Genomic DNA, 18515 nt, shown 5'->3' on the forward strand with positions numbered 1-18515 from the left:
ACTTTGAGAAGCGGTGCTAGCCTTTTTACCCAGCCTCTTCAAATTTATAAACACTATCTGCAATACCTGCAGATACCTCAACCCAACGACTTTTCTCTTCTCTACTCATCCTCCATATCCTCCATTACAAATTTGAAGACACGAATAATTTCAATATCAGCTTCGTCATATAAGGAATACGTTAGTATATAGGAAAATGTTTTTTCATCATGCCTTGTTTTGCTTACTTCGATTTTAGCAACTGTTGGATCAGTTAATCCATAAGTTTCTATTAGTTTCTTTGTGTAGTCCGAAGGAGTCTTCTCTTGGTAACTCATATCCTTCATATAAGTATTGGGATGGTCCAGTACCTTCACTAGCTCTAGATTATTAAAATAGTCTTCTGAAAAATGGAATTCTTCAAACATCAGTTTTCTATCGGATAACACTTCACTAGTCGTATTTATTTTCAATTCTCCCCCTATATAAGACGTTGGATAGCCCTCCGTTTCAGAAACAGATAAATCATAACTCATTCCTTCAAACTGTCTATCTGAGTTGGCAGTCAAATCAGTCTGAAAGCCCTTGGCATCCTCCATACCATATATAGTCAAACTGTCTTCAATCGAAAGAATATCAAAATTCTCTATAGATTGCTGGTCCAACACCTCGTACATCGGTGCCAACTCTGTTCTAATCTTTACTTCTTTACTACAACCTGTCAATCCCATTATCGTAACAACTCCTAAAATGCACATCATTAGTTTTTTTATTCGATTCATTACTCCGCCACCTGCTTACTAATTTTTACTTTTTGATAGTCTTGGTCATGATATAAATACACTTCATCTACTTTCAAAGTCTCCTCACGACTTGTCATTTTATCTTGTACAATACTTTGATCATATAGTCTTTGAGCAACGATTGCCGTCACCAGATTCTCTTTAATATACTTAATAGATAAATCTGTCTTGAGTAACGATGATTTTCGTGCACCAATTTATAAACACTGTCTGCAAGATCGGCAGATACCTCAACCCGACGATTAATATCAACCTTACTCATCTGCTTTATCCTCCATAACAAAGGAGAAGAAACAATTTATCTTGACATCAGACCTATCATACAATGAATAGAATAATATATAGGAAAATGTTTTTTCATCATGCCTTCTTTTGCTTACTTCGATTTTAGCAACTGTTGGATCAGTTAATCCATAAGTTTCTATTAGTTTCTTTGTGTATTCCGAAGGAGTCTTCTCTTGGTAACTCATATCCTTCATATAAGTATTGGGATGGTCCAGTACCTTCACTAGCTCTAGATTATTAAAATAGTCTTCTGAAAAATGAAATTCTTCAAACATCAGTTTTCTATCGGATAACACTTCACTAGTCGTATTTATTTTCAATTCTCCCCCTATATAAGACGTTGGATAGCCCTCCGTTTCAGAAACAGATAAATCATAACTCATTCCTTCAAACTGTCTATCTGAGTTGACAGTCAAATCAGTCTGAAAGCCCTTGGCATCCTCCATACCATATATAGTCAAACTGTCTTCAATCGAAAGAATATCAAAATTCTCTATAGATTGCTGGTCCAACACCTCATACATCGGTGCCAACTCTGTTCTAATCTTTACTTCTTTACTACAACCTGTCAATCCCATTATCGTAACAACTCCTAAAATGCACATCATTAGTTTTTTTATTCGATTCATTACTCCGCCACCTGCTTACTAATTTTTACTTTTTGATAGTCTTGGTCATGATATAGATACACTTCATCTACTTTCAAAGTCTCCTCACGACTTGTCATTTTATGTTGTACAATACTTTGATCATATAGTCTTTGAGCAACGATTGCCATTACCATTCCCTCCCCCTCTTCAAAAGAGGCGTTCCATACTGTTTTTTAATGTTTACCCATCTTATCAGTTCATCATACTTGTCTATTATACCAAAAATCCAGACAAGGTGATCTTGTCTGGGTTTACAAGTTAATAACTTAAGCATCAAAAAAATTATGCAACTTGGGATTTTGAAATACATTGCTTAGCCATAAACCCAAAGTAAATTAAGACGATCTAAACAAAACCTACTTTCCCAAACTTTCCTTATATCGCTTAGACTTTTTACCATACCAGTCTTCAATGCTATATCCTGAGAGAATACGATAGTCTTCCATATATTTACTGATATAATAGCCTTTTATCTGACTTGCACCAAGTGCAATAACAAAATATAAACCAACCAATCCAATAATAGGAAACGAAAGAATGCTAACCGTTCTTATTAAATCATTTCTATACAAATTTTCTCCGCCGGAAAAAAATATCCTATACAGAAAAACTGGAGTAAGAACGAGCCAACCAAATTTTCTAGAATGAGCAACAAAAAGCTCCACATATCTTTCTAGTGGGTTACTGAAATCTACATTACCATACAAACTATTGTACGAAGTCTTACTAAACCATTGATATCTCTCAAGAAGAGCAATCATGAAAACCACCGAATAGATGAATATTGACAAGAACTCACCAAGTATCATTGTAGAAAAAATAACTAGTAATATTTCTATTTGGCAATAGAATAGAAATGTAAGCAAAAACATATACTTATTAAAATAATAGTAAGACAAGACTTGTTTTTGATGGATTTTTTCAAGGAAATGAAATACAAAAATGTAACAAGTAGCCCTAGAAAGAAGGGAATACTTACTAATACCTCCGTACTTTTAAATAGAGTTAATATGATTTATGAATCAATATATCTACCTATAAATGTTATTAAATACATGAAGAGATTAACAGTCAAAAATCCCAAGATTTTCTTTTCATAACTGTTTTTCTCAATGTCCTCCATTGAAGTCTGAATGTACTGATCCGTTACCAACCCCATACTCTCTTCTAAAGAGGCATTCCATGTTGGTTCTTTATGGGCAGGTTGCCCTACTTTTCACAATTTCTCTTTAAACTAAATTTCTCTGACACAGGGTCCAAGCCCCCATCTACAAAGGGATGACAGCGACCAATACGAGCCAGGCCCATCAAAAAGCCTTTGAGTCCATGTTTCTGCAAGGCTTCAATCATATAAGTAGAACAAGTCGGCTGATAGCGACAGGAAGGTGGAAAGAGGGGAGAAATATATTTCTGGTAAAACCTGACTAAGCCTATAAGGAGCTTGGTCATTTTTTCTTCACCGACTTAGTGACTGCTAAAGTATGCAGTTTACTGATGTCTTTCTTATTAAGCTTGCGGTATTCACCTGGACGCAAACCAGTCAGGTCCAAATTCCCAAAGCGGGTACGAGAAAGTTTGTCCACCTGCAGACCAACGGCTTCAAACATCTTCTTAACCTGATGATTACGCCCTTCGTGAATGGTCAACTCGACCACAGAACGATTTTTAACAGGATCTACCTTGATAATTTCGTAAACGGCAGGCTTGGTTTTCTTACCATCAATGACAACACCACGGGTCAAGGGACGGAGTACTTCCTTATTGGCAATACCCTTGACACGCGCCAAGTACACCTTATCAATCTCATTTCGAGGGTGAATCATCTCATCCGTAAAATCACCGTCATTGGTCAAAATCAGGACACCTGAAGTATCCCAGTCCAATCGACCAACAGGATAAATCCGTTCTTTGACGGTCGGCAACAAGTCTACAACGGTCTTTCTTCCCTTGTCATCTGACACACTAGAAATGACACCACTTGGTTTATTGAGGAGGTAGTAAACCTTCTCTTCATTGTAAATTGGCTGCCCTTCAACTTCTACAATATCTCCAGACTTAATAGTCGTTGCCAATTCGCGAACAACTTGACCATTGACGGTAACACGACCTTGCTTAATCAATTCTTCTGCCTTACGACGACTGGCTACACCAGCGTGGGCAATGTATTTGTTAATTCTCATTTTCTAACTCATTTCTTTCTAGGAATAGCTCGGTTTCTTGCTCCACCAAGTCAAGTTCTGATACATCAGGCAATTCTTCTAGACTGTTAATCCCCATGTAATCCAGGAAATAATCCGTTGTGACATAAAGATTAGGCCTGCCAAGTACCTCTTTCTTCCCATTCTCACGAATGAGGTCAAAAGCCTGCAATTTACTGATGGCGCCGCTAGAATTAACTCCGCGAATATCATCGACTTCAATCCGTGTAATTGGTTGCTTGTAGGCTACGATTGACAAGGTTTCTAAAAGGGCTCGTGACATGGTCTGATTGATTGGTGTTTTGGCATAGATACGCAGAAGGTCGGCATACTCTTTCTTCGTGACCAACTTGTAGCGGTTGGAAGATTCTAAGAGAGCGAGGCCTGATGCCTTGTCGGCCATGTATTTTTCACTGAGTTTTTCTAATTGCTGGCTGACAGCTGTGGGCTGCAATTCCAGCATCTCTGCCAAATTGCGTAAGCTCAAGCCATCCTCACCTGCTACAAAGAGCAGGACTTCGATTTCAGCTAAGCGATTCATGTTCACTCCTTACTAGATAAATGTCTCCAAAGGTTTCTGCCTGTTCCAGAACAATTTCATGAACCTTGACCAATTCCAAGGTTGCCAGAAAAATGGTAATGACCTCATTGATGTCCTGGCTCTCCTTAAAGAGCTGGCCCAGTTCAATCCGTGAACTCGTTTGAAAACGACTGCGGACAAAGTTCATCATGTCTTCGATTTTATACTCATCACGGGCAATGGTCGCATGGGACTGACGGAGACTGGCCTGTTTTTCAGCCATGACCTTAGAAAAGGCTAGGAAAATATCAATGACTGTCTTGTCTTTGGCTAGTTGAACATCTTCATAAATCAAGTCCAGCTTGGGTTTTGAAAAATAGTTGGCCCGTTCATAATGTTGCTCCCCTAATTTCTCACTGAGAAGTTTGAACTTGCGGTATTCTTCCAACTGGTCCAAGAGGTCCATTTCTGGGTCATCTTCAGGGTCTGTCTGTTCAACAACTTTTGGTAAGAGCCTTCGGCTTTTGATGACCATCAACTGACTGGCCATGACCATATACTCTCCTGCCACCTCCAAACGCATGGCCTGTAAGGTGGCAATGTAGGCTAGGTATTGCTCAATGACCTCTGTAATTGGAACCTCGTAAATATCTACTTGATACTTGGACACCAGGTGAAGCAAGAGATCCAGAGGTCCTTCAAAATCTTTTAATTTTATATCCATTATCTAAATTTTTCCAAACTCATGCTTGTTTTTAGTCCCAACTGCTTGGCGATTTGGTCCAAGGATTTGCCCTCATCTATCTGGCTCAGAATGTACTGTTCTCGTAATTTTTGGGCTGTCCAATCAGGCTTGCCGATGGACTGGACAAATTCCGTCAGACGATTGAAAAACCACTGACGAGAATAGGTCTGCCCTTTTTTGTCAAAGACATACATCCCAGTCAAATGCCCTTCCAAATAAACAAGTAATTCCTTGGGCAAGGTGAGGACGCGCTTAGTCGCCCCTTTCTCAACTGTTAGGACTTGAAAATCCAGATTGACCTGCTGGCTAGTCAGCTCTGCTATTTCGCTAGGTATCAAGCCCAAATATGCTATCAAAAGTGCAATGAGCTGCCCTTCAAGCCAAGGACTATCTTGAAAGAGGAGAGAAAGATCCTCACGCTCCAGCTTTTTTTTGACACTGGCTGGACCTGTCAGAGCCTGTAGCTTGTAAAACCTGTCCAAGCGACCTCTTTCATAGAGAAAGTAGAGAAATTGATTGACCGTTGAGAGTTTTCTCTTCTGAGCAGCAGGTTTCAAGTCTAGAAGGGACTGCTGATAGACCAAAAGTGACTGCTGGTTGATGTCCCCCTTGGTCAGCTCCACAAATTGCTGCAGGTCATAGGTATAGGATTTTTGGCTATTGACACTGACCTTTTTGCTCTGGATAAACGCTTCTATGGCCTGCTTCATTTCTTACCTTCTTTTGATGCCAAGGGGAAATTATGCAGGAGAGCATTGATGGCTTTGAGAATGGATTTGCGGGTAATAATGCCTAGAAATTCCCTGTTTTCCCCCAGAACCGGTAGGAAGGATTGGTCGACTAGCTTGCGCATGACTTCTGTCAAGTCATAATCCAAACCAACAGTCTCCTCGTCTGTCTTAGCAATCAAGGAAATATCTCTATTCAATTCATCATCTGATAACTCATGCTCAGCCTGGTACTTGATAATCTCCGTCAAGCCAATGGTGCCGAAGAAACGACCGTCTTCTGTCACCACGGGCACACGGGAATAGGTCATGTGACTGAGCAACAGCTTGGCATGGTCAATATTGTGGGTATCAATGATAACAGCCAATTTATCTGCTGGTGTCAAGAAAGTTTCTTCTTGGTCCAGTAAAAACGCTTCAAATTCTCGTGCAATCATCGTGAAATATCCTTTGTCAATGCTGGAAATAGTTGATGGTGGCGGTTATAGTAGTCCACATGGAAGTGATCATCATAGATGGTCACAAGGGCATAGAGGCATTCTCTGACCAAACCACGAGGTTGGCTGACGGAACCAGGATTGAGGAAGAGGGTCTTGCCACGCACTTCCGCATCAGGTACATGCAAATGCCCATACAAACAAATATCCGCATCCACTTCCTGTGCCCAATAATCCAAGCGTTGCCAGCCATAGTTAATGCCATAGAGGTGTCCATGGGTTTGGGCAATGGTCACATCACCCAATTGAGTAATGAGCTGGTCTGGATAACCGCCAAAATAGTCGCAGTTGCCATTAACCACTTGAATGCCGTCCCAAAGACTATCTTGACTATCCAGCTCCGAATCCCCATTGTGAAAGATAGCATCGACCTTGCCAAGATAGTGGTTTTTAATCTCTTCTACAATCTGTCTGTCCCCATGAGAATCACTCATGACTAGGATTGTTTTGCTTGCTCCTGCCATACTGGAAATGCCTCCACTAATTTTTCTAGTGCTTGTGCACGATGGGAAATCTGATTTTTTTCTTCTAAGGTCAACTCTGCTGAGGTCTTGCCTGTTTCACCGACGAGGAAGAGCGGGTCATATCCAAATCCGTTTTCCCCACGGAGTTCCATACCGATAAAACCTTCCCAGTCCGCTTCGACCACCAAACTATCACGATTTGGAGCCGCCATGACTAGGGTGCAATGGAACTGAGCAGAACGATTTTTCAAGTCGAAAACCATAGCTAACTCATGCAAGAGTTTGGCATTATTGAGCTCATCTGTGGCGTCTGGTCCTGAAAAACGAGCAGACCAGACACCTGGCAGACCGCCAAGTGCATCAACCTTCAAGCCTGAATCATCAGCCAAAACCATCTTCCCTGTCAGCTCTGCTATGGTTTCAGCCTTGAGCCGTGCATTTTCTTCAAAAGTCATACCTGTTTCTGCTACATCTGGCAGGTCAGGATAGTTGTTGAGGTTCTCAACTTGGTAACCAAACCGCTCAAAAAACTTACGGAATTCCTTGGTCTTACCTTCATTTTTAGTGGCAATCAAGATGGTATCTCCCACGCTTGCCAACCCCTTGTCTTGACCGAAGAAATCAGACATAGCCACACCATCTTTTGTCAGATGAACCAAGAGAAGCTTGTCATTCTCTGTTACCAGAATAGCCCCTTGGTGTTGGAGGGCCTTGAACTGTCTATTGTTTAACTCATTCAAAACATCACAGGCAAACTGGAAGAGGGCAAAGTCAGACTGAAGTTTAATCACCTCAATATTGACACACTGGTTAAAAGTCTCATCTTCATAGTTGCCAGCAATGAGTTTGTCAAACAATTGACCAATCTGGTAAATTTCTTGTTCTCTGCCAGTTTCACCAAATGAACCAAATAGGTTGGCAAAGCTAGCCTTTCCAATAAACCAGTTATGCTCATCTCTGTATTCGTATATCTTGTCTGTCATAGTTCTACATGCTCCACATGAATATCAATGCCCATCCAGCTTTCAGCAATTTCTTTAAAAGCTGCTGGGCTAGCTGTTGTGTAAAAACGGTGCTGAACATCCTTTTCGGTACGACTTCGGTTGATTTCGAAATAATTCAACAAAACCGAAATATCCCGTGCGCACTCTGCCCCACTGTCAATCAACTTGACATCCTTGCCCATGGCATTTTGAATGATGGGACGGAGAAGTGGATAGTGGGTACAGCCCAAAACCAGCGTATCTACCTGACCGACCAAGGGACGCAGACTATCGTAGACAACTTTCTTTGCCAAACTAGATTGATGTCCATTGGACTCTACCAAAGGGACAAACTTGGGACAAGCCAAGCTTTCTACCTGTATCCCAGGAGAGAGAGCCTGTATCTTTTGTCTGTAAATATCCGATTGGATGGTCATAGCGGTTCCTAAAACCCCAATCTTCCCATTCCTTGTCGCCTTGATGGCTGCGGAGGCACCTGGCAAGATAACACCCAAAACGGGAATATCTAGAGATTCCTTGATTTCGTCCAAGACAATTGCTGTAGCTGTATTACAGGCAAGGACAATCATTTTGACATTTTTTGTCAATAAGAAACGCACCAATTCCCAAGTATATTCTCTGATTTGTTCAGCTGGTCTAGGACCGTAAGGAGCTCGTGCAGAATCTCCGATATAAACGATTTCTTCATGGGGTAATTGACGCATGAGTTCACGCACAACCGTCAAACCACCCACACCTGAATCTAAAAATCCTATAGGTCTATTATCCATACTGCTCAGAATAGCCAGAAGTCTGACTAACCTTTCTTTCTTACTCAAAAAAAGGGAATGGGAAAGAATATCCCAGTCCCATGTCGCTTATTTTTTCTTGCTTGCTGCTTTTTGCTGGCTCTTGATTTGGCGAAGTACTTGTTGTACTTTTGCTTCGCTTGGCTTTTGACCCATTTGGCTCATCATCAAGCGCAAGGCATTTTCATCCAAAACTGGCTTGTCAGCAATGTAGTTTTCCACTTGTTTGCGTGACAAGTAAATCCCCAAGGCTACACCACCTGCAAGTGCCACAAGCACCAAAACAATTACTAAACCGATACCTAATTGCATATCAATCTCCTGATTTTCTAAAAAATAATTCATCTGGTATTGCATCGCGCAATCTCATACTGACACTATTATACCAAATTCCCCAAGCTTTTCCAAGACTTACCTGTCAAATTCAAAACCGTAAATGGTTGCGAAATAATCCTCAGGAGTTTCAGCACGGCGAATCATACGAGCTGTGCCATCTTCCTGCAAAAGAATTTCAGAAGAACGCAAACGACCGTTGTAATTGTAACCCATGGAGAAGCCGTGAGCCCCACTATCATGGATGACCAAGGTATCTCCTACTTCTGCCCGTGGCAATTCCCGATTAACCGCAAACTTGTCGTTGTTTTCACATAAAGAGCCTGCTACATCCACGACTTCAATCGGAGCGTCTGGTCGAGTGATGTTAGTGATATGGTGATAAGCGCCGTAGAAAGCTGGGCGCATGAGGTTGGCAGCTGAGGCATCTACACCTACATAGGTCCGATAGGTTTCCTTACGATGAAGCACCTTGGTAATCAAGTGACCATGCGGCGCCAACATAAAGCGACCCAATTCCGTAAAAATTTTGACCTGTCCCATACCAGCTGGCGTGAGAATTTCCTCATAGGCCTTACGAACTCCCTCACCAATGACAGCGATGTCGTTTGGCTCTTGGTCTAGGCGATAGTTGACACCAATACCACCTGATAGGTTGATGAAGTCCAAGGTCACACCTGTTTCCTCACGAATTTCCAAGGCCAATTCAAAGAGTTGACGAGCTAGGACAGGGTAGTAATCATTGGTAACAGTATTTGAAGCCAGAAAGGCATGGATACCAAATTCCTTGACACCAAGTTCTTTTAACTCCTTGTAGCCCTTCATCAGCTGGTCCTTGGTCATGCCAAACTTAGACTCTTCAGGATGGTCCATAATATCCGTTCCCAGTGAGAATACTCCACCTGGATTGTAACGGAGGCAGACGGTTTCTGGAATTCCGGCTACATTTTTCAAAAACTCAATGTGTTCGTAGGCATCCAAATTGATTGTTGCACCAACTTTACGAGCATAGACAAATTCTTGGGCTTGCGTATCATTTGATGTGAACATGATGTCCTTGAAGCCCATTTTTTCACTCATGAGCACCTCTACATCTGTCGCACAGTCCACTCCACAGCCTTCTTCTTGCAAGATTTTCAAAATGGCTGGTGTCGGTGTCGCTTTGACTGCAAAATATTCCTTAAAACCCTTATTCCACGCAAAAGCTGCATTTAAAGCACGAGCCTTATCACGAATGCCTTTTTCATCATACAAATGAAAGGGAGTGGGAAATTGCTCCGTAATGGTTTCTAGAACTTCTTTACTAACAAATGGTGTCTTGGTCATCTCTCTACCTCATCAAATATTTTTCCTATTATACCACAGAACATCCTTTTCAGAAAATGAAAAACCCACTCCTAAGAGTGGGCAATGACTAATCTCTATTCATCATTCCAAAAATGCGAAGCAAGTTGAGGAAGAGGTTAACAAAGTCAAGGTAGAGTTGAAGAGCCATAGACACTACCCAACCATTCTGGACATTGCCACCTGTTTGCTCAAAGACATTTCGGATACGTTGGTTGTCATAAGCAATCAAACCTGAGAAAACAAGGACTGACACGATAGACATGGCAAAGCTGATACCTGAACTACGAAGGAAGATGTTGATGACACTGGCAATCATAATTCCCCAGAGGGCAGCACGCAAGGCTTGGGCCATACCTGAAAGGTTTTTCTTAGTCGTCATACCAATCACTGCCATAATGGCAAACATCAGAGCAGCAGATAGGAAGGCCAAGGCAACTGTTTCAGTCGTATAGAACATCAAGACCATACTGATGGTCAAGCCGTTTGTTACCGAGTAGGCCAAGAACATTGGTAGGGCCATTGGACTATTTTTAGCAGCCATGGTAGAAGCAGCAACCACCAAGGCAATTTGTCCCAACATGACCAACATCATAACAATAGAACCAGCACTAAGCAAGGCATAAAGAAACTGCTGGAAAACAGTAACTGCTAGGAAGGAGACAAGGGCTGACAAGCCAATTCCCATAGCAACTACAGCATAAATCTTCCCAAAGAAACGGTTAAGAGCGGTGTTATCCACCTGATTGATGATAAATGAATCGTTGTTCATATAGTTCTCCTTTTATATCCTACTCAAAGCGCAGGACCTTTCGATTTTTCCATTTGTATTGCAGGGGCAGGGTAAACTCACGAACTGCCCAATATTTATCTACACAGGTCACAATCCATGATTCCTTGTAACGGGGCGGAGCCAAGGTTGCACCAAACATATGCTTGACAATAATATCTTCTTCTACCTTATTAAGCTTGGTTAATTTTTCTGCATTGCGCTTGGCAATCCGCGGATGGACCCAGGCATGACTTTTGTTAAATTTTGTTTCACGCCAGTCATAGAAGAAGAGATCATGTAGGAGGCCACCTCTGGCAGTCGACTTGGCATCCCATCCAAATTTTTTAGCAATTTTATAGCTGGTGTAGGAAACATTGATCGAATGTTCCAAGCGAGTCGAATGATAGTGGTGGGGAATGTCCGCCAACTTCTGCACCTTTTTAGTGTCAATCAAGTGACCGACATAAGCCATATATTCTTTATCTTTTTTATAAGCACCCATAGATGTAAACCTCGTTTTGTTATTATAACACAGTTTATGCTTCTTGGCTTAAATAAAGCTAAAGACTAAAATTCCTGCTGCAATGGCAACATTCAAACTCTCCGCCTGGCCAGGCATGGTGATGTGAACCAGCTGATCGGCTTCCTCAGCCACAAAATCCGAAATCCCCTGACCTTCATTTCCCATCACAAGTGCAAAGCTAGCCCCTGGTGCTACCTGCCTATAATCTACAGACTGACTAGATAGGGTCGTTGCCAAAATCTCCACCTGATTATTTTTTAGAGTGGAGAGAATATCACCGATGGGCAGGCGATAGATGGGCAGATGAAAATGACTTCCCTGCATAGAACGAAGGACCTTCATATTGTAAATATCGGCTGACTTATCTGTCAAAAATACGCCATCAAAACCAGCCGCATCAGCCGTACGTATGATGGTGCCAACATTCCCTGGGTCCTGAACATCTTCCAAGACTAGAAACCTACCATCCAGTCGCTCAGGCAAATCCTGACTAGGTAGAGCAAGTTGGGCAAGAACCCCTTGCGGTGACTTAGAATCAGTCAAATCTTGCATGATTTCTGGGCTGACTACTGTCACTTGCTCCATATGAGCAACCCTGTCCACATACTCTTCCACCACCAAAATATGTTGAATAGTCGCTCCAGCCTTGACTGCTTCTTCTAATAAATGCCATCCCTCAATTAAGTAGGAAGACCTACGGTATTTTTTCTGTTGTAATTTCTTAATTTGTTTGACCAGATTATTGGATTTCGAACGGATAATTTCCATAGTTTCCTCATTTTCTTTCTTACCCAACAATGATATAATAAAGTAAAGTTCTTGTCAAAAGGAGAAACTTATGAGAAAGGTTAAAATGATTGCATCTGGTCGGGTGCAAGGAGTTGGTTTTCGTTGGGCTGTCCAATTTTTAGCAGTGGAAATTGGTGATATTTACGGCAGGGTCTGGAACAATGATGATGGAACAGTGACCATCTTGGCTCAGTCCGAAAACGCTGAGAAGCTCAGCCATTTTATCCATGAAATCCGAAAAGGCCCCTCTCGCATGGCAAAGATTAGCTATCTTGATGTGACACTTGCTAACTTTGACGACTACCATGATTTTCAGGTCAGTCATAGATAAAACTTGAAAATTGACCATAAAAACAGTAAAATAGAATGTATCATGTAAAAAGGAATGTAGCAATTTGAAAAAGAATAAACGTCTACTCTTAGCCAGCATGGCTCTTGCCAGTCTTGTATTTTTGGCTGGATGTGTCAAAACTGATAAAAAAGGTGTTCCAACCGGTGAAGGCTGGGTTTATAACTATCTGGTAGAACCAATGGGAAACCTGATTACCTTCTTTGCTGAAAACCAAGGACTTGGTTTTGGTCTTGCCATTATCGTGGTAACCCTCATCGTTCGCTTCGTGATTATGCCACTCGGTATCTATCAGTCTTGGAAAGCAACCTACCAATCGGAAAAGATGAACTACCTCAAGCCAATCTTGGGTCCTATCCAAGAGCGCATGAAAAATGCAAGCTCTCAAGAGGAACAATTGGCTGCGCAACAAGAATTCTTTGCGGCTCAAAAGCAGTATGGAGTAAGTGTATTTGGCGGTATGGGCTGTCTTCCACTCCTTATCCAAATGCCTTTCTTCACGGCTCTCTTCTATGCAGCCCGTCACACACCAGGTATCTCTGAAGCCTCATTCTTAGGCATTCCTCTTGGTCAGCCAAGTATGATTCTGACTGCTGTAGCAGGTATTCTCTACTATGCCCAATCACTATTGATGCAGGTCGGCATGGATGAAGAACAGAAAAAGCAAATGCAAACCGTGACCTATATGAACCCTATCATGATTGTCATTTTCTCTTGGACTTCACCAGCTGGTGTCACTCTCTACTGGGTGGTCGGCGGTATTGTCGGGCTCATTCAACAAGCCTTAACCAACTTCATCCTCAAACCAAAAGTTCGCGCCAAGGTAGAGGAAGAATTTAAAAATAATCCACCAAAACCCTACAAATCTACCGTAAAAGATGTCACTCCCAAAGCATCTGCTATCATCGAAGAAAAGACTTCTAAAAAATCAAATCGCAACGCTGGTAAACAACGGTCTAGATAAAATATAGAGGCTGGGCAAAAACTAGCCAATAACTAAAAAAATACACAGACAGATTGAGCTGCTTCAGATGAAATCCAGCCGAACTGTCTGTGTTTTTCTTTCTGTTTCTACTCTCTTGGACTAATTTCTTAGCCAATTTCGTTAGATTCATGCTCATTAGGAGGAATCCTATCTCTGTTTCAACCACCTTTTGACCTCTGACATGGACTCTGCGCACGCCAAAAACACCCTTCATCCTACCAAATACAGGTTCGACATCCACCTTGCGTTTGGCATAAATGCGGGCTCCCTCTTTACTTGTCAATTCCTCTTTGACTAAGTTCTTGAAATAGTTCCACGTAGGATTATACTGAATTTGTTTGAGGTTTCCTTTTTCCGTCCGTGCTAACTGGTCTAACTCTTTACTAGCTTGTACAGGATCAGCTTCGTAAATCTTAATATCTTTCTCAAATCCATACTTGTCCATTCTTCGTGAATAATTCTTAAACGAGTAGACAACCCCATCTGGCTTTATCCATTGGTCAGAATCTTCCAAGTAAGTCCAGTTTTCAGGATTGGCATCACTCTTCTTGTAGCTTTTCTTCTGCTCTTTCTGATATGTTCCGTAGGGAATCAGAGGTGTTTTCTCCAGGTCATCAAGGATAAAGCTATAATTTTCTTCACTACCATAACCTGCATCTGCGACAATGTGTTTAAAGAGTTCTAGGGTTTGGATGGATTGAAGAAAAGGCTTGAGTGTACGAGTGTCAGTTGGATTCGGAAACAGTCCGTAAGCTAAGGCAAACTGGCTGTTTGTGCCAAGTTGGAGGTTGTAGCCCGGTTTGAGCTGACCATTCTTCATATGATCCTCTTTCATTCTCATGAATGTAGCGTCGGGATCTGTTTTTGAGTAGGAGTTTCGTTCTTGTAAAATCTGTTTATCTCGTTCGTACTTCTGTTTCCGAACAAGACAATCTTCTTTCAACTTTCTCTTGAGTTTCTTAATTCTTCTTCGTTTCTGTCTGTTGGCTGAGCCACCTTTGATGACTTTAGGCTCTTGTGAGATAGCTTCTTCCACCTCATCCAATACTTGTTCGGTTTCTTGTAGGAGTTGGTTTAGTCCCTCGCTAGTGAGGCATTCTTCCTTGGACAAGGCAGTATTCACCCCTTCTTGGACTAGTTTGTCATAAAGGGCAGAAATGTTTCCATTCAAGGCATCTTCGTAGCGTTCAACGGCCTTTTTCCACGTGAAGGAATACTTGTTGGCATCAGCTTCTACCTTTGTTCCATCAATGAAGAGAGCCTCATCTTCAATCAAGCCATTCTCTCTGAGGAGGAGGGTGAAGTAAATGAAGGTAGTTTTGATGAGCTGATTGGCGTGTGTGCTAGCCCGAAAACTGTTTATGGTCCGATAACAGACATAGGTATCCTGACTCAGCCATTTCATAGGAATGACTTCTTCATTCATTTGAACGATTTTCCGACCAGAGAATACCTGGCGAGCGTAGGCAAACAGGGTCATTTTAAGCAACATAGCTGGATGAAAGGCAGGACGACCTGTGTGGGAAGTTTCTTCTAACAGAACGGATAAAGGAATAGTATCCACAAACTGACTAATCAGACGAGCCTCATGCGTTGCAGGTAAATCCCAAGCAATATTTAATTCCAAACTTAACTGATTTGTGTTATACTGTTTATACATTTTCATGCCTTTCTAGTTGTTTTGTCGTTATTATAATTATAAAGCATGAAATGGAAAACGAGCAACTCCTAATTGGAATTGCTCGTTTTTTTACTGTGAGAAGCTAGTTTTTGCCCAGCCTCTTCTTATGCAAAAAAATGCTAGGCTAAGCCCAGCATCTCCACACCTTATTTTGTTTTTTCTACTTTCAAGATTTTTACTTCGTAGCTTCCAGCAGGGGTTTCAATGGTTGCAACATCTCCTGTTTTCTTACCAATCAAGGCGTGACCGATTGGACTTTCATTAGAAATCTTACTCGCAAAAGCATCTGCGCCTGCTGCACCAACGATATGGTAAATTTCCTCTTCCGTTTCGCCCACTTCTTGAACTGTAACAGTCTTACCAATTGCTACTTCATCTGCAGCTACTGCATCGCTGTTAACAATCTCAGCATAACGAATTTTTGTTTCAATTGTTGAGATTTGACCTTCTACAAAGGCTTGTTCATCCTTTGCCGCCTCATACTCAGAGTTTTCTGAAAGGTCCCCGTAAGAGCGTGCAATCTTAATACGCTCTACAATTTCTGGACGACGGACTAGTTTTAACTCTTCCAATTCTCTTTCTAATTTTTCCTTCTCTTCCAAGGTCATTGGATAGGTTTTTTCTGCCATGATATTTCCTTTTCTTTCTATATTTTCATGAAAACAAAATTATGTGGAAAACCACATAATTTTGTTATAAATTACTAATTTACTAATTTACTCTAAGTGAGCATTGACATACTTGGCAACGTTTTGATCGTGTTCCTCAATAGTTTTAGCATAGTAAACCGTACCTGTTGTAACATCTGCTACAAAGTAGAGATAATCCGTTGTATTGGCGTTGATGACGGCTTCAATCGCTGAAACACTTGGGCTATCCACTGGCCCAGGCATTAAGCCAGCCTTCCAATAGATGTTGTAAGGTGAATCAATATTTGTATCAATTCCAGCATCCTCTGCCAAGGTTGTTTCTTGACCTAGCTTGCCTTGGGCATAAAGAATTGCGATATTAGACTGTAAAGGCATCCCACTATTGATACGGTTGAAGAATACACTTGCAATATTACGACGGTCCTCATCCGTAGAACCTTCTTTTTCAACAAGTGAAGCCAAGGTCAGCACTTCGTTAACCGTCAAGTTTTTGCTAGCAATCGTTTCATAGTATGGCTGCAAGCGAGCATCCATGGCTGCAATCATTTGTTCAACCAACTCTTCCATGGTGGTTTCTTCTGTATATTCATAGACAGCTGGGAAGAGATAGCCTTCCAATTGGTACATAACGCCACTATCTGTCGCTGGTAGGCTAGCAAATAATTGTGGATAAGCAGCAACCATACGATTGATGAAATCTGTATTGGTCACTGTAGCCATAAAGGCTTCCGATGTAAACGGAGTCTTGTCATTCTTATCTTCTGTCTGAGTATTGTTAGTGATTGCCTGAGAAATCTGAGTCAGTGTATAACCTTCTACAATGAGAATCTTACCTGCCGGTTCCTTTTGAGCAGTTGGAGTGCCACTCTCTTGAAGCGCCTTAGCAATATCATCTACTGACATGGTCTGCTTCAAATTATAAAAACCGCTTTGGAAGTTGTTATAACTCTTAATCTTAGAATAATAGTTGAAGACAGTTGCGTTTTTAATCAACTTATTCTCAACCAAAATCTTACCAATATCAAGGGTTGTTGAACCCTCAGGGATTTCGACCTGAACAGCTTCGGTCGCCTTTGTATCAACTGGGGCCAAGCTAGATTTAATCCAAATAAAGCCGGTAATCCCTGTAATCAATACAGCCAAGACAACAATAGACATGATGACTGAAACAATTCGTTTCGCAGCCTTATCTTGTTCCTGACGGCGTTGCTTGCTTGTTTTCTGGAGTGAAGTCTTTCTAGATTGGACAGGTTGGACACTCTCTTCTTCCCCAGCCTCAGCTGTAGTTGGCAGAGCCGCAGACGCAAGAACTGATTCATCTAATGTCAGAATTTCTGTATCCCCAGTTACTGCTGATACATCTTCTGTCGGAAAATCTAGGAAAGTATCTTCCAAAGAAGTTGCTTCTTCCGTTGAGAATTGTTCCCCCTGGACGGTCCTAGTTGTTTCTTCTTTGAAATCCACCGTATTAGCGGCAACTAAGTTTCTCAGTTCTTCAAGATTACGTTCTACAGTATCTTGTGAAACGGTTGTCACAGTTTCTTCAACTTCTTCAACCAGGTTTGAAGTTACTTCCTCAACCTTTGTGTCCTCTTGCTGTTCAGTTTCTTCTACAAGATAGGAATTTGGAAAGAGAACCCCACCAATCTTCACCGTTTCATGCTTATCATCCACGGTCTGACTATCTTGTACAAAAGTCTGAAGTTCCTCAACGACTTCTTCGTGCTTATCAAGCTCAACTTCTTCTGTTTGGGCTGCCAATCGCTTGGTCTTTAGCTCTTCGAGTTCCCGCAAAATCTGATCGCGAAAACTTGAAGACTGCGTGTTATTTTCGTTCGTATCCTTTGTCACGCTATTGCTCCTTTCACACAGTTACTATACATTATATCTCAAAGAACTAGGAAATGCAAGAAATTCCCTTTATATCAAGCTTTCCAATACATGTCATACCACTCTTTTCCTCCAAACTGAGATTGGGAAGGGCCTGCATCCTCAAATTGATTGAGTTGGTAATACCTAATCAAACTCTCCTTACATGTCAAGGCAATTCCTTGATAGTTTCCTTGAACAGCTACTTCTTTTAGACCCGCAAGCAAGAGGGTGCCTACTCCCTGTCCTTGATAACTGGGAGCTACCGACAAACTAGCAATGGTTAGATGGTAGCCTACAGGAACTACTGGTTCTTCCAGATAAAAGATATCATCTGTAACCCTATTGGCTAGCGACGGACAAGCTAGTATAAAACCTGCCAGTTCACCTTCATTTTCCATCACTAAGCAAGTTTGTGAGAAAAGCTGCACATACCTTTCCAAAACAGTTTTTGAAATCTGTTCATCTTCAGAAAAATTTGCCCTCTCAAGAGCAGCTACAGCCTCCAAATCTTCCTGCCTGATATTGCGAATTTCCATAAGATCCCCCCATATAGCGG

General features: G+C 41.6%; 25 protein-coding genes. 2 read left to right on the forward strand and 23 right to left on the reverse strand.

All coding sequences use genetic code 11. The annotated features are described in order from the left end of the window. Window positions 1–101: 101 nt before the first annotated feature. The 19 genes from PW252_RS08855 to PW252_RS08945 all read right to left on the reverse strand — a co-directional run bounded on the left by PW252_RS08855 (window position 102) and on the right by PW252_RS08945 (window position 12401). Window positions 102–761, reverse strand: coding sequence for a hypothetical protein (locus PW252_RS08855; RefSeq protein ID WP_248049364.1), 660 nt, complete (start codon window positions 759–761; stop codon window positions 102–104). Beyond that, window positions 761–913: a hypothetical protein gene (locus PW252_RS08860; RefSeq protein WP_161941399.1), complete on the reverse strand. Its 153-nt coding sequence runs from the start codon at window positions 911–913 to the stop codon at window positions 761–763. Before PW252_RS08860 ends, PW252_RS08855 begins: the two co-directional genes overlap by 1 nt. A 123-nt stretch (window positions 914–1036) precedes the next feature. Beyond that, complete coding sequence (locus PW252_RS08865; RefSeq protein ID WP_248049363.1) at window positions 1037–1696, reverse strand: hypothetical protein; 660 nt, start codon at window positions 1694–1696, stop codon at window positions 1037–1039. Beyond that, complete coding sequence (locus PW252_RS08870; protein ID WP_248049362.1) at window positions 1696–1845, reverse strand: hypothetical protein; 150 nt, start codon at window positions 1843–1845, stop codon at window positions 1696–1698. The genes PW252_RS08865 and PW252_RS08870 overlap by 1 nt, the downstream gene beginning before the upstream one ends. 228 nt (window positions 1846–2073) lie before the next feature. After that, window positions 2074–2478: a hypothetical protein gene (locus tag PW252_RS08875; protein ID WP_248049360.1), complete on the reverse strand. Its 405-nt coding sequence runs from the start codon at window positions 2476–2478 to the stop codon at window positions 2074–2076. A 448-nt stretch (window positions 2479–2926) separates the two neighbouring features. Next, the gene (yidD, locus tag PW252_RS08880) at window positions 2927–3166 is read right to left on the reverse strand and encodes a membrane protein insertion efficiency factor YidD (RefSeq protein ID WP_248049358.1); all 240 of its coding nucleotides are present in this window, start codon (window positions 3164–3166) and stop codon (window positions 2927–2929) included. Further along, window positions 3163–3897, reverse strand: coding sequence for a pseudouridine synthase (locus PW252_RS08885; RefSeq protein ID WP_248049356.1), 735 nt, complete (start codon window positions 3895–3897; stop codon window positions 3163–3165). Before PW252_RS08885 ends, yidD begins: the two co-directional genes overlap by 4 nt. Continuing rightward, window positions 3887–4456, reverse strand: coding sequence for an SMC-Scp complex subunit ScpB (gene scpB / locus PW252_RS08890; protein WP_105118165.1), 570 nt, complete (start codon window positions 4454–4456; stop codon window positions 3887–3889). Before scpB ends, PW252_RS08885 begins: the two co-directional genes overlap by 11 nt. Then, window positions 4440–5159, reverse strand: a complete 720-nt coding sequence (locus PW252_RS08895) for a segregation/condensation protein A (protein ID WP_248049354.1) — start codon at window positions 5157–5159, stop codon at window positions 4440–4442. Before PW252_RS08895 ends, scpB begins: the two co-directional genes overlap by 17 nt. Beyond that, window positions 5159–5890 carry a site-specific tyrosine recombinase XerD gene (gene xerD, locus PW252_RS08900; protein WP_248049351.1) on the reverse strand — a complete coding sequence of 244 codons (732 nt, stop codon included), beginning with the start codon at window positions 5888–5890 and terminating at the stop codon, window positions 5159–5161. The genes PW252_RS08895 and xerD overlap by 1 nt, the downstream gene beginning before the upstream one ends. Then, window positions 5887–6345, reverse strand: coding sequence for a cyclic-di-AMP-binding protein CbpB (gene cbpB, locus PW252_RS08905; protein ID WP_032511076.1), 459 nt, complete (start codon window positions 6343–6345; stop codon window positions 5887–5889). Before cbpB ends, xerD begins: the two co-directional genes overlap by 4 nt. After that, complete coding sequence (locus PW252_RS08910; protein ID WP_248049349.1) at window positions 6342–6869, reverse strand: metallophosphoesterase; 528 nt, start codon at window positions 6867–6869, stop codon at window positions 6342–6344. The genes cbpB and PW252_RS08910 overlap by 4 nt, the downstream gene beginning before the upstream one ends. Then, entirely contained in the window at window positions 6842–7852 is a 1011-nt protein-coding gene (locus tag PW252_RS08915; RefSeq protein WP_248049345.1) for a nucleoside-triphosphate diphosphatase, read from the reverse strand. The genes PW252_RS08910 and PW252_RS08915 overlap by 28 nt, the downstream gene beginning before the upstream one ends. Then, on the reverse strand, window positions 7849–8643 hold the full coding sequence (racE, locus tag PW252_RS08920; protein WP_105124709.1) for a glutamate racemase: 795 nt from the start codon (window positions 8641–8643) through the stop codon (window positions 7849–7851). Before racE ends, PW252_RS08915 begins: the two co-directional genes overlap by 4 nt. An 87-nt stretch (window positions 8644–8730) precedes the next feature. After that, window positions 8731–8973: a YneF family protein gene (locus PW252_RS08925; RefSeq protein ID WP_105114558.1), complete on the reverse strand. Its 243-nt coding sequence runs from the start codon at window positions 8971–8973 to the stop codon at window positions 8731–8733. 99 nt (window positions 8974–9072) lie between these two features. Beyond that, complete coding sequence (locus PW252_RS08930; RefSeq protein ID WP_248049344.1) at window positions 9073–10320, reverse strand: diaminopimelate decarboxylase; 1248 nt, start codon at window positions 10318–10320, stop codon at window positions 9073–9075. Window positions 10321–10408: 88 nt separating this feature from the next. Next, on the reverse strand, window positions 10409–11110 hold the full coding sequence (locus PW252_RS08935; RefSeq protein ID WP_248049343.1) for a Bax inhibitor-1/YccA family protein: 702 nt from the start codon (window positions 11108–11110) through the stop codon (window positions 10409–10411). Window positions 11111–11129: 19 nt separating this feature from the next. After that, window positions 11130–11612 (reverse strand): HD domain-containing protein, encoded by a 483-nt coding sequence (locus tag PW252_RS08940; protein WP_248049342.1) that lies wholly within the window; start codon window positions 11610–11612, stop codon window positions 11130–11132. Between the two features lie 48 nt (window positions 11613–11660). Continuing rightward, complete coding sequence (locus PW252_RS08945; RefSeq protein ID WP_248049341.1) at window positions 11661–12401, reverse strand: TrmH family RNA methyltransferase; 741 nt, start codon at window positions 12399–12401, stop codon at window positions 11661–11663. A gap of 70 nt (window positions 12402–12471) precedes the next feature. On the opposite strand from PW252_RS08945, the gene PW252_RS08950 reads away from it, so the two are divergent. Both PW252_RS08950 and yidC read left to right on the forward strand, forming a co-directional pair. Further along, window positions 12472–12753: an acylphosphatase gene (locus PW252_RS08950; RefSeq protein ID WP_248049340.1), complete on the forward strand. Its 282-nt coding sequence runs from the start codon at window positions 12472–12474 to the stop codon at window positions 12751–12753. Between the two features lie 64 nt (window positions 12754–12817). Next, the gene (gene yidC / locus PW252_RS08955; protein ID WP_105117690.1) at window positions 12818–13735 is read left to right on the forward strand and encodes a membrane protein insertase YidC; all 918 of its coding nucleotides are present in this window, start codon (window positions 12818–12820) and stop codon (window positions 13733–13735) included. On the opposite strand, the gene PW252_RS08960 is transcribed toward yidC, so the two are convergent. The 4 genes from PW252_RS08960 to PW252_RS08975 all read right to left on the reverse strand — a co-directional run bounded on the left by PW252_RS08960 (window position 13728) and on the right by PW252_RS08975 (window position 18495). After that, complete coding sequence (locus PW252_RS08960) at window positions 13728–15416, reverse strand: IS1182 family transposase (protein WP_398582959.1); 1689 nt, start codon at window positions 15414–15416, stop codon at window positions 13728–13730. The two genes, yidC and PW252_RS08960, sit on opposite strands and share 8 nt — an antisense overlap. A 167-nt stretch (window positions 15417–15583) precedes the next feature. Further along, window positions 15584–16066, reverse strand: a complete 483-nt coding sequence (gene greA / locus PW252_RS08965; RefSeq protein WP_105125107.1) for a transcription elongation factor GreA — start codon at window positions 16064–16066, stop codon at window positions 15584–15586. Window positions 16067–16153: 87 nt separating this feature from the next. Continuing rightward, window positions 16154–17938 carry an endolytic transglycosylase MltG gene (mltG, locus tag PW252_RS08970; protein ID WP_248051308.1) on the reverse strand — a complete coding sequence of 595 codons (1785 nt, stop codon included), beginning with the start codon at window positions 17936–17938 and terminating at the stop codon, window positions 16154–16156. A 74-nt stretch (window positions 17939–18012) separates the two neighbouring features. Then, on the reverse strand, window positions 18013–18495 hold the full coding sequence (locus tag PW252_RS08975) for a GNAT family N-acetyltransferase (RefSeq protein ID WP_248051310.1): 483 nt from the start codon (window positions 18493–18495) through the stop codon (window positions 18013–18015). Between the last annotated feature and the right edge of the window lie 20 nt (window positions 18496–18515).

Source organism: Streptococcus sp. 29887, assembly GCF_032595075.1.
GTDB lineage: Bacteria > Bacillota > Bacilli > Lactobacillales > Streptococcaceae > Streptococcus > Streptococcus iners.

Bases quoted from the DNA above. Each gene is read 5' to 3' on its own strand.
- PW252_RS08855 (WP_248049364.1), bottom strand. From the start codon at position 761: ATGAATCGAATAAAAAAACTAATGATGTGCATTTTAGGAGTTGTTACG.
- PW252_RS08865 (WP_248049363.1), bottom strand. From the start codon at position 1,696: ATGAATCGAATAAAAAAACTAATGATGTGCATTTTAGGAGTTGTTACG.
- PW252_RS08870 (WP_248049362.1), bottom strand. From the start codon at position 1,845: ATGGCAATCGTTGCTCAAAGACTATATGATCAAAGTATTGTACAACAT.
- PW252_RS08875 (WP_248049360.1), bottom strand. From the start codon at position 2,478: ATGATTGCTCTTCTTGAGAGATATCAATGGTTTAGTAAGACTTCGTAC.
- yidD (WP_248049358.1), bottom strand. From the start codon at position 3,166: ATGACCAAGCTCCTTATAGGCTTAGTCAGGTTTTACCAGAAATATATT.
- PW252_RS08885 (WP_248049356.1), bottom strand. From the start codon at position 3,897: ATGAGAATTAACAAATACATTGCCCACGCTGGTGTAGCCAGTCGTCGT.
- scpB (WP_105118165.1), bottom strand. From the start codon at position 4,456: ATGAATCGCTTAGCTGAAATCGAAGTCCTGCTCTTTGTAGCAGGTGAG.
- PW252_RS08895 (WP_248049354.1), bottom strand. From the start codon at position 5,159: ATGGATATAAAATTAAAAGATTTTGAAGGACCTCTGGATCTCTTGCTT.
- xerD (WP_248049351.1), bottom strand. From the start codon at position 5,890: ATGAAGCAGGCCATAGAAGCGTTTATCCAGAGCAAAAAGGTCAGTGTC.
- cbpB (WP_032511076.1), bottom strand. From the start codon at position 6,345: ATGATTGCACGAGAATTTGAAGCGTTTTTACTGGACCAAGAAGAAACT.
- PW252_RS08910 (WP_248049349.1), bottom strand. From the start codon at position 6,869: ATGGCAGGAGCAAGCAAAACAATCCTAGTCATGAGTGATTCTCATGGG.
- PW252_RS08915 (WP_248049345.1), bottom strand. From the start codon at position 7,852: ATGACAGACAAGATATACGAATACAGAGATGAGCATAACTGGTTTATT.
- racE (WP_105124709.1), bottom strand. From the start codon at position 8,643: ATGGATAATAGACCTATAGGATTTTTAGATTCAGGTGTGGGTGGTTTG.
- PW252_RS08925 (WP_105114558.1), bottom strand. From the start codon at position 8,973: ATGCAATTAGGTATCGGTTTAGTAATTGTTTTGGTGCTTGTGGCACTT.
- PW252_RS08930 (WP_248049344.1), bottom strand. From the start codon at position 10,320: ATGACCAAGACACCATTTGTTAGTAAAGAAGTTCTAGAAACCATTACG.
- PW252_RS08935 (WP_248049343.1), bottom strand. From the start codon at position 11,110: ATGAACAACGATTCATTTATCATCAATCAGGTGGATAACACCGCTCTT.
- PW252_RS08940 (WP_248049342.1), bottom strand. From the start codon at position 11,612: ATGGGTGCTTATAAAAAAGATAAAGAATATATGGCTTATGTCGGTCAC.
- PW252_RS08945 (WP_248049341.1), bottom strand. From the start codon at position 12,401: ATGGAAATTATCCGTTCGAAATCCAATAATCTGGTCAAACAAATTAAG.
- PW252_RS08950 (WP_248049340.1), top strand. From the start codon at position 12,472: ATGAGAAAGGTTAAAATGATTGCATCTGGTCGGGTGCAAGGAGTTGGT.
- PW252_RS08960 (WP_398582959.1), bottom strand. From the start codon at position 15,416: ATGTATAAACAGTATAACACAAATCAGTTAAGTTTGGAATTAAATATT.
- greA (WP_105125107.1), bottom strand. From the start codon at position 16,066: ATGGCAGAAAAAACCTATCCAATGACCTTGGAAGAGAAGGAAAAATTA.
- PW252_RS08975 (WP_248051310.1), bottom strand. From the start codon at position 18,495: ATGGAAATTCGCAATATCAGGCAGGAAGATTTGGAGGCTGTAGCTGCT.